8 protein-coding genes and 2 pseudogenes are annotated in these 8,975 nt (G+C 71.0%); 7 read left to right on the forward strand and 3 right to left on the reverse strand.

All coding sequences use genetic code 11. The annotated features are described in order from the left end of the window. Window positions 1–52 precede the first annotated feature (52 nt). On the reverse strand, window positions 53–814 hold the full coding sequence (locus ACZ53N_RS35285) for an MDR/zinc-dependent alcohol dehydrogenase-like family protein (RefSeq protein ID WP_469144841.1): 762 nt from the start codon (window positions 812–814) through the stop codon (window positions 53–55). Window positions 815–1,066: 252 nt separating this feature from the next. Here ACZ53N_RS35285 and ACZ53N_RS35290 point away from each other — a divergent pair. From ACZ53N_RS35290 to ACZ53N_RS35300, 3 genes and pseudogenes are all read left to right on the forward strand, one after another. Next, a pseudogene (locus tag ACZ53N_RS35290) lies at window positions 1,067–1,243 on the forward strand (DUF8189 domain-containing protein); the annotation flags it as partial. Window positions 1,244–1,668: 425 nt separating this feature from the next. Next, entirely contained in the window at window positions 1,669–2,100 is a 432-nt protein-coding gene (locus ACZ53N_RS35295; RefSeq protein WP_469144842.1) for a DUF8189 domain-containing protein, read from the forward strand. 228 nt (window positions 2,101–2,328) lie between these two features. Beyond that, window positions 2,329–3,477: an alpha/beta hydrolase gene (locus ACZ53N_RS35300; RefSeq protein ID WP_469144843.1), complete on the forward strand. Its 1,149-nt coding sequence runs from the start codon at window positions 2,329–2,331 to the stop codon at window positions 3,475–3,477. A gap of 246 nt (window positions 3,478–3,723) precedes the next feature. Here the strand turns inward: ACZ53N_RS35300 and ACZ53N_RS35305 are convergent, their stop codons facing one another. Next, window positions 3,724–4,485 carry an SDR family oxidoreductase gene (locus tag ACZ53N_RS35305; RefSeq protein WP_356453166.1) on the reverse strand — a complete coding sequence of 254 codons (762 nt, stop codon included), beginning with the start codon at window positions 4,483–4,485 and terminating at the stop codon, window positions 3,724–3,726. Between the two features lie 202 nt (window positions 4,486–4,687). Here ACZ53N_RS35305 and ACZ53N_RS35310 point away from each other — a divergent pair, with 202 nt between their 5' ends. The 3 genes from ACZ53N_RS35310 to ACZ53N_RS35320 are packed head-to-tail and all read left to right on the forward strand — an operon-like array spanning window position 4,688 to window position 7,438. After that, a complete protein-coding gene (locus ACZ53N_RS35310; RefSeq protein WP_469144844.1) occupies window positions 4,688–5,347 on the forward strand; it encodes a helix-turn-helix domain-containing protein in 660 nt (219 codons plus the stop codon). After that, window positions 5,344–6,756 (forward strand): MFS transporter, encoded by a 1,413-nt coding sequence (locus ACZ53N_RS35315; protein WP_469144845.1) that lies wholly within the window; start codon window positions 5,344–5,346, stop codon window positions 6,754–6,756. The genes ACZ53N_RS35310 and ACZ53N_RS35315 overlap by 4 nt, the downstream gene beginning before the upstream one ends. Window positions 6,757–6,802: 46 nt before the next feature. Next, window positions 6,803–7,438: a GNAT family N-acetyltransferase gene (locus tag ACZ53N_RS35320; RefSeq protein ID WP_469144846.1), complete on the forward strand. Its 636-nt coding sequence runs from the start codon at window positions 6,803–6,805 to the stop codon at window positions 7,436–7,438. Between the two features lie 36 nt (window positions 7,439–7,474). Here ACZ53N_RS35320 and ACZ53N_RS35325 read toward each other — a convergent pair whose 3' ends face one another. Then, complete coding sequence (locus ACZ53N_RS35325; protein WP_469144847.1) at window positions 7,475–8,377, reverse strand: LysR family transcriptional regulator; 903 nt, start codon at window positions 8,375–8,377, stop codon at window positions 7,475–7,477. Between the two features lie 103 nt (window positions 8,378–8,480). Between ACZ53N_RS35325 and ACZ53N_RS35330 the strand changes: the two are divergent. Then, window positions 8,481–8,882, forward strand: a pseudogene (locus ACZ53N_RS35330) (NAD-dependent epimerase/dehydratase family protein); the annotation flags it as partial. Window positions 8,883–8,975: the final 93 nt, after the last annotated feature.

Raw genomic sequence — 8,975 nt, forward strand, 5'->3', positions numbered from 1 at the left:
CGAAGTCAGTTGACCAGGGACCGGCGGGGATATGACCACGGAAGATCAACGATCATGCCCCCGTCAAAGCAACGCGTTGTTTCCGGACAGCTTCGCCGCCGTCGAGGAGGCCGAAGAAGTCGAGGGTGAGCGGCTCGCCTCCGGCCTGGCCGAACCACAGGATCCGTCCACCGGCGCGCAGGGCGCGGGAGGTCGTCGAGCCGAGTGCGCCGCCGACGGATTCCAGCACGATGTCGAAGCCGCCGGACGGCAGGCCGCCCATGTCGTGAACCACCCTGACGTTCAGCGCGGCCAAGTACCGGCAGGGCTTTCGCTCCGTCACGACCGCGGTGACCTCGGCCCCGCCGGCCACGGCGAGTTGGGCGAGGAGGCCGCCGACCCCGCCACCGGCCCCGGTGACCAGGAGCCGACGGCCCGTCAGCGGACCGGCCTCTGCCAGAAGTCGACGAGCCAGGAGTCCCGCCAGCGGCAGGGCCGCGGCCGTCGGTGAGTCGACGCCGGCCGGGACGGGAGTCAGCCGGCCGGTCGGCACGGCGACGAGTTGGGCCGCCGCCCCGCCGGACGGCAGATGGAGGACGACGCGCACACCGGCGGCGGGTCCGGTGCCGTCGGCCGCCGGTCGTTCGATGTGCCCCACGGCGTCGATGCCCGGTCGGTAGCGGGTGCCGGGGGCGCTCAGGCAGAGGAGGTCGGGCCGGCTGAGGGAGAAGGTGCGCACGCGGACGAGGGCCTCGTGGGCGGCGGGGCGCGGTGGATCGACATCGGTGATCTCGGTGAGACGGCCGGGTCGCCCGGTGGGCGTGAGTGCGCGCATGACGGCTCCTGTGCGGTTCGCTCGGGTCGCTCTTCCACTGAAACGGCGGTACGGCTACCGGATTTCGACCGTAGCAGCGAAAACGGTAGTGCCACTACCGTTTTGCGGGAGTGGGTGGAGGGGCCTGCCCGGTTTGTCCGGCCTGAACGCTGATATCGCGCCAGCTCAAACCGAGCTCTGTCCTTCCTCGCGGCCATGGATAAGTTGGGACGCGGCGCGACAACTCGGCAACCATTCGATCGAGGAGTTTGCATGCCCGTCTCCACCGCACCCGGTACGAAGTGGGGCAACTGGACGAACCTGGAGGGCGGCATCTTCGCCGAGCCCTCCGCCGCCCTCAACTCCGACAATCGTGTCCAGGCATTCGTCCAGGGCGGCGCCAACGCGCTCTGGACCATCTGGGAAACGCGCGACCGCGGTTGGAGCCCCTGGAAGAAGATCGAGGGCTCACGCATCGAGGGCGTACCGCACGCCCTCCGTGGCAGGGACGGAAAGATCCGCGTCTTCTACCGCACCCCGGACAACCACCTGGAGGTCGTCACCCAGTCCGCCGTCAACGCCCATTTCGGCGCGCCCCAGCGGATCGTGACCAACATCGGCGGCGACCCGGCGGCGGCGCTCAACGGCGACGGACGCATCCAGATCTTCTTCCGGGGCACCGACGGCGCCCTGTGGTACACCCGCAACCAAGGTTTGGCGTACGAGGCCTACACCGCGCCCACGTCCCTCGGCGGCGGCATCCACGCCACCCCGTCCCCGGTACTCGACGGCTCCGGCCGGATCGTCGTCGCAGTCAAGGGCGGCAACGACACGCTGTACACCATCCAGCAGAAGGCATCGAACGCCGCCGACGCGTGGGACGCCTTCCAGCAGCAGACCACCGGAGTCACCACCCGGCCCTCCGCGGTCATCGAGCCGCCTCCCGCGTCCAGATCTTCTACCGCGGCTCGGACGGCTCGGCCTGGCGCGTCGGGCAGAGCGACGACTACGACGCCTGGCAGACCTCCGCGTCGCTCAAGGGCCAGATCATCGAGCGCCCCACTGCCTGCCTCGGCCAGGACGGCCGGGTCAACGTCCTGGTCAAGGGCACCGACAAAAAGCTCTGGGTCACGGTCCAGACAGCCGAGAACGCCGCCGCCTACGAAGCCTTCCAGACCCTGGAGGGCGTCATCGGCGACGTCCACGTCAGCCCCGTGATCATGAACCGGGTGGGGCTGCTGTATGTGTTCACCCAGGGCTCGGGCACCGCGCGCAACCTCTGGCTGCAGCGGCAGAACTGGGCGTGACGCCACCGGGGAACCGGGCGTAACGCCACCGGATTCCAAGGCCGCGCGCACGACCGGGCACCCGCTGCCCTTAGTGCGCGCGGTGACGTCCGCCCCGGTACGACGTCACACCTGCCCCACCCCCTACTCGGGTATCCCCCCCGGTTTGGCTCCGGGGTGTGACGCAGTGTCAACCGTCCTCTTCCTACCTTTCCCTCCTCCGCAGCACCGGAAGAGGGAGAGTCATCCATGCGCCGTTTCAAGCGCACACTGGCCGCCGTGGCGCTCGCCACGACGGTCGTCGCGGGCACGGCGGGCTGGGCCACCGGCAGCGAGCAGACCGCTGTCACCGGTCCGCCGGCCGGCACCGCCGCCTGGCGCGCGGACGACTTGCTGCACCGCCCGCTGCCCGACCCCGCGACCGCCGCCCCCGCCGACGTCGCCCGCTTCTTCTCCTCCTTGACCGAGGCGCGGCGCACCGAACTGGCCGCCCGCCACCCGCTGGTCGTCGGAAATCTCGACGGCGCCCCCGTGGCGCTGCGGTACGGGGCCAACGCCCGGGCGATCGCGGCCGAGCGCGCCAAGGAGCGCGCCCGGGCCGCCGACCCCGCACTCCCCGAGTACGAGCGGCTGCGCGCGGGCGAACTGGCGGACCGCTACGCACGGCTCCTCGCCCCGGGCCGACAGATCCTCGCCTTCGACCCGCGCGGCCGCGGCCAGCTCGCCGAGGTCTACGGCGACTGGGCGGCGGCGAAGCACACGGCGGTCGTCGTGCCCGGCTCGGACATCGACCTCGCCTCCTTCGACCGCGCGCACGACCGGTACGGCGCCCCGGCCGGAATGGCCGCCGCGCTGCGGGCCGAGATGGCCCGCCAGGCGCCCGGCACCCCCACCGCCGTGATCGCCTGGGCCGGGTACACCACCCCCGTCGGTGTCGGACTCGACGCCGCCACCGGCCGTCTCGCGAAGGCGGGCGCACCGCGCCTGGACCGCTTCCTCGGCGGCCTCGCGACCCTCGGTTCCGCCGTGCCCGCGGTGTTCTGCCACAGCTACGGTTCGGTCGTCTGCGGCCTTGCCGCCCCTGACCTCGAGCGCGCCGACGCGGCCGACCTCGTCGTCCTCGGCAGCCCCGGCGTCCGCGCCGACTCCGCCGCCGGCCTGCACACGGGCGCCCGCGTCTGGGCGGTCCGCCGCGACAGCGGGGACTGGATCGGCAACATCCCCAACGTCCGGTTGCTGGGTCTCGGGCACGGAACCGACCCCACCTCGGCGGAGTTCGGCGCCCGGATCGTCTCCTCCGCCGGTGCCCACGGCCACTCGGGCTACTTCGCGCCGGGCACGCAGTCGCTGCGGAACTTCGCGAGGATCGCCCTGGGGGCGTATGACGCTGTCCGCTAGGGCCTGTCCGGCGGGTCTTCGGCTGCGGGCCGTCGTTGCCGCCTGTCGCCTGTCCGGCGGGTCTTCGGCTGCCGACCGCTGTGCCGCCTGCGGCGACGGGCGCCCTTCGGGCGCGTCCTCAAACGCCGGACAGGCTGGTTTGGCCGGCCTCAGCCGATATCAGCCCGTCCGGCGTTTGAGGACACCGCCGCGCAGCGGTGGTGCGACGTCCTCGACGCCGTTCGTCCTCCGTCGCGCGCTACCGCGCTACCGCGTCGTGTAGCCGCCGTTGGCGAAGAGCGTCTGGCCGGTGATCCACCAGCCATCGGTGGCCAGGAAGGTCACGATCGGCGCGATGTCCTCGATCTTGGTGAGCTGGTTGGCCATGGCCTGGGACTTGTGGAACTCGACGCGCTCGGGTGTCTCCTGGCCGTAGAAGAAGGGGGTGTCCATCGGGCCGGGGGCGATGTTGTTCACGGAGATGCCGCGTGGCGCGAACTCCTTGGCCGCCGCCCGGGTGAAGTGCTCCACGGGAGCCTTGCAGCCCGCGTAGGTGGAATAGCCGTCGGTGAAGGCCGCCAGCAGCGACGTGACGATGGTGATCACCTTGCCGTTGTCGTTGAGGTGCTTGCCCGCCTCGCGGATGAAGAAGTACGCGGCCTTGGCGTTCACGCCCGCCATCCGGTCGTACTCGGCTTCGGTCGTCTCCATGATCGGCTTGCGCAGCACCATCCCGGAGGTGTTGACCGCCACGTCGATCCCGCCGAACCGCTCCTTGGCGGTGGTGAACAGATCCTCCACGACGTCGACCTTGGTCAGGTCGCCCTGGATCGTCTCCGCCTGACCGCCGGCCGCCTCCACCGCTTTCGCGGTCGCCACCGCATCCCCCTTGGTGCCGTCGGAGTGGTAGTGCACCACCACGTTCGCGCCCTGATCGGCGACGGTGCGGCTGATGAGGCCGCCCAGGTTCTTCGCCCCGGCGCCGACCAGGACGACCTTGCCCTTGAGGGACTGGTTGCTGCCGCTCATGTCACTGCCCTTCTCCGTGTCACTTCTCCGTGTCGCTCGCGGTCCGCGCGGGTGCGGGTCACGCCGACCAGCCTTGCCCAGACGGGTGCCCTTCGCAGCTCGAGCCGGGCCGACGAGAGATCGCTGAAGATCGCCGACATTGCGAAGAACCCTTCGCGAAGAAGTGTTCGCGAAGGACCGTTCGCGGTTTAGGGTGGCCGGCATGGCAGAAGTCGGTAGCGCAGAAGTCGGCAGGGAAGAACGAGAGCGGCCGGACGGCCCGCCCCCCGGGACGCACGTGGTCCTGGACGCCAAGGGCCTGCGGGCCATGGCCCATCCGGTCCGGGTGCAGTTGGTCGGACTGCTGCGCACGTACGGTCCGTCGACGGCCACCCGCCTCGCCGAACGGCTGGGCCTGGGATCGGGAGTGACCAGCTACCACCTGCGACAGCTCGGCACCGCCGGATTCGTCGAGGAGGACATCGACCGCGGCAACGCGCGGGAGCGCTGGTGGCGGGCGGTGCACCAGGGCACCTGGCTGACCGACAAGGGTCTCGCCGACCGCGAACCCGAGGCCACCATGGCCTATATGCGCTCAGTGGCTGACTCCCACGCGCAACGCGCCCGGCTGGCCCTGGGAGCGGTGGAGACCATGCCGCGCCCCTGGCGGGACAACCTCGACCTGAGCGACTGGTCCCTGCGGCTCACCCCCGAGGAGGCCGCGAGTCTGGGCGAGGAGCTGCGGGCCGTCGTCAACCGCTACCGGCGGGACACGCCCGAAGCGGGATCCGGTGCGCCGGAAGGCGCCGAACGCGTCGTGCTGATCACGCACCTCCTGCCGGAGCCGGACGCCGTCGCCGAACCGGAGCGGGAGACGCCGTGACGAAGGCAACCCCGCCGACGGGCGGCATATCCGGCCGGCGCAGCCTCCGGCCGCTGGCCGCGGTGCTCGCCGCCACCGCCGTATCGCTGACCGGAACCCGGGTGTCGGCCATCGCCCTGCCGTGGTTCGTGCTCGTCACCACCGGCAGCGCCACCCAAACAGGTCTCGTCGCGTTCTGCGAAATGACCCCGTACGTGGTCGTCAAGGCGCTCACCGGGCCGCTGGTCGACCGCGTCGGCCCGCGCGTCGTCTCCTGGTCCACCGACTCGCTCAGTGCGGTCGCCGCAGGCCTCGTCCCCCTGCTGTACGCCCTGGACCTGCTGCCCTTCTGGCTGCTGCTGGCGCTGGTGGCGGTCATCGGGGCGGTACGCGGCCCCGGCGACCTGGCCAAGGACATCATGGTCCCGGAGGCCGCCGAACGCAGCGCGGTCCCCCTGGAGCGGGCCACCGGGATCTCCGGCGTGACCGAGCGGCTCGCCTCCACCGTCGGCCCGGCGGCGGGCGGCGCGCTGGTGGCCCTGCTCGGCCCGCAGGCGGGCCTCGTCGTCAACGCCGCCTGCTTCGCCCTGGGTTCGGTGATCATCGGGCTGGCCCTGCCCCGCGGCATGGGACACGCCACCGAGTCGCCCGTCACCCCGGAAGGCGAGAAGGAGCCGGGCTACTGGCGGCGCTTCGGCGAGGGCTTCACCTTCCTGCGCGGTGAACCCCTGCTGCTCACCATCATTGTCACGGTCGGCATCACCAACCTGCTCGACGCCGCCTTCATGACCGTGCTCGTACCGGTCTGGGCCAAGGAGTCCGGCGGTGGCCCCGCCGCGATCGGACTGATCAGCAGCGTCGCCGGCATCACCGCGGTCCTCGGCAGCCTCGTCGCGGCCGCCGTGGCCCATCGGCTGCGTCGTCGGCTGGTGTTCTTCACCGGCTTCCTGATCATCGGGGCACCACGGTTCCTGGTCCTCGCCTCCGGCGTGCCGATGTGGGCGGTGCTGGCGGTTTTCGCCGTCGGCGGCTTCGGTGGCGGATTCCTCAACCCCATTCTCGGAGCGATCTCCTTCGAACGGGTTCCGCGCCAACTGCTGGGACGGGTAAGGGCGTTGGGTGGCTCGATGGCCTGGGCGGGCATCCCCCTCGGCGGCCTGTTGGCCGGGGCGGCGGTGGCTTCGTTCGGCCTCGTGCCGGTGCTCGTGGCGGGCGGCGCGGCGTACTTCCTCACCACCAGCCTGGCCGGGCTGCGGCCCGAGTGGCGGGAGATGGACCGGCTACGCGGTGTCGGCCGCGCACGGGGCGAGGAGGGCGGCACGGGTGGCCCGGCGTCATCACCCCACGCCGAAGCGCCGGTCCGACCAGGCTCAGATCAAGGTGCGGCAGCGGGGGTGCGCGAAAAGGAGATGCCACTCTCCGGGCCCTGACGTAATGTGCGCTCCTGGATTGTGACTCTTACTTCGGGAGGGCTTGATGATTCCGGAACTGGTCAGGACCTGGGGCGCCGGCTGGGCTGTATCGCGCGGCACGCCCCCACCGGCCGAACGGCCGTGGGGCCTCTACCTCGAGGTGGGCTACCCCGATCAAGTGGCACGCCACGTACTGCCCGTTGCGGATGAGTTCTCGGTACGCGAGGCCGCCGCCTCGGTGACCGTGCCGCACACCTGGCTCAAGGTGCCCATGGAGCACGAAGACATCGGGCACTGGCTGCCCGAGGGCTGGGTGGTGGACAAGGACGAGGCGGGATATCTGATGGCCGTGGACCTGCAGGCCACGAACCCGGTGGCGCCCGAGGGCTACTCCGCGTCCCTGGAGACCCGGGACGGTGTCGTGTACGTGCGGGTGCGCGACACCGCGGGCGGCGAGTTCGTGGCCAAGGGACAGATGGCCGTTCTCGGCCGGGCGGCGGTCATCGACCGTGTCGGCACCGACGACGCTCATCGCCGCCGTGGCCTGGGCGCCTTCGTGATGCGCACCCTCACCGACCACGCCGTCGCGCAGGGCGCGGTCCTCGGTGTGCTGGGCGCGACCCCCGACGGACGTGCGCTGTACGAGGCGCTGGGCTGGAAGGTCCACGCCCCGCTGGCAGCCTGCATCTACAAGCCCTGAACAAGACACGACCCCGCATGCGGACCCGGCGCGCGGCTACGGCACCGACCCGACCAGAGCGGCCAGCAATGCCTCGACGTGCGGCTGGGGCCGAGCGCGATGCCGGGAGGCGGTGGCCACCCCGATGTAGCGCGCGGGGCGTGGCGGATCGATGGGGACGACGACCACACCGGCGACCGAAGGATCCAGGGCGATCCGCGGGATGAGGGAAACGCCGACGCCCGCGGCCACCAGGGTCTGCGCGAAGAAGAAATCGGTGGTGGCGGCCGACACACGCAATTCGGAGCCGGCGAGTTCGGCATAGCGGTGCATGAAGGCCTGGGCCTTCATGCACCCCATCACCCAGCGCTCCCGCACGAGTTCGGCCAGATCCAGGCTCGCCCGGTCGGCGAGACGATGCCCCACCGGCAGCACGGCCGACATCGGATCGTCCATCAGCGGCACCCAGTCCAACCCGGACCGGTCACCGGGCCGGACGGGCAGTGGTCCGTCGAAGTGATAGGCGAGCGCGATGTCGGCCCGCCCCTCGCGCACCAGCGGCAGGCTGTGCTCCGGCTCCTTCTGCAGCACGGTCAGCTCCACCTCGGGATGCTCGGCGACGAAGTGGGTCAGCACCGGCGGCAGCAGCCGGTGACCACCGCTGGTGAACGTCGCCACGGTCAGCTTCGTACGCCCCGTGGCCAGCCGGTCGATCTGCTCCCGGGCATGCGACAACTCCGCCGAGATCGCCTCGGCGGCCTCGACGAGAAGCCGCCCCGGCTCGGTCAGGGAAACACCCCGGGTACTGCGCTCGACGACCTGGGCGCCGAGCGTCCGTTCCAACGCGGCGATCTGCTGGGAAACGGCGGACGGCGTGAGCAGCAGGGCAGCCGCGGCCTTGTTGAAACTGCCGCTCCGGGCGACCTCGCGGAGCGTAGTGAGCCGCTGGACATCAATCATCAGTCGTCCTTCATACGGGTTAAGCAAGTCACCACTTCTGCTGATGATCGCATTCCGGCAGGCTCGTGCACACAGCGGGACGAGCACTCCGGGAAGAGGACACATGAAGCACGTGGGCGTCATCGGCGGCAGCCGTTACTTCGGCAGGCACGTGGTACTGCGGCTCCGCGACGCGGGGGCCCGCGTGACGGTCGTCAACCGTGGCTCATCGACCCCGCCGCCCGGCGTCGACCACGTGACAGCCGACCGCGACGACGAGAGGGCTCTCGGCGCGGCGCTGGGGAACCGCACCTTCGACGTGGTCATCGACCAGGTCTGCAATACGCCGCAGCAGGCAGCCGCCGCCCGCCGCGTCTTCCACGACCGCACCTCGCGTTACGTCATGACCTCGACCATCGAGGTCTACGACCCGGCCTCCTCCGACGCCATCCGCCCGACACCGCCGGGAGCCGGCGTCCCCGAGGACGCCATCGATACCACGCACTGGCCCGTACGCCCGGAACTACTGATCTTTTCGTAAGTTCGGTGGGTGTGCTGGCCTTGCGAGTGGGAGGCTTTTGGGGTGGCTTATCAACCCTGGCCTTCGGCTGCCGGTTCG

This window comes from Streptomyces sp. NPDC033229 (assembly GCF_055576875.1).

Bases quoted from the DNA above. Each gene is read 5' to 3' on its own strand.
- ACZ53N_RS35285 (WP_469144841.1), bottom strand. From the start codon at position 814: ATGCGCGCACTCACGCCCACCGGGCGACCCGGCCGTCTCACCGAGATC.
- ACZ53N_RS35300 (WP_469144843.1), top strand. From the start codon at position 2,329: ATGCGCCGTTTCAAGCGCACACTGGCCGCCGTGGCGCTCGCCACGACG.
- ACZ53N_RS35305 (WP_356453166.1), bottom strand. From the start codon at position 4,485: ATGAGCGGCAGCAACCAGTCCCTCAAGGGCAAGGTCGTCCTGGTCGGC.
- ACZ53N_RS35310 (WP_469144844.1), top strand. From the start codon at position 4,688: ATGGCAGAAGTCGGTAGCGCAGAAGTCGGCAGGGAAGAACGAGAGCGG.
- ACZ53N_RS35320 (WP_469144846.1), top strand. From the start codon at position 6,803: ATGATTCCGGAACTGGTCAGGACCTGGGGCGCCGGCTGGGCTGTATCG.
- ACZ53N_RS35325 (WP_469144847.1), bottom strand. From the start codon at position 8,377: ATGATTGATGTCCAGCGGCTCACTACGCTCCGCGAGGTCGCCCGGAGC.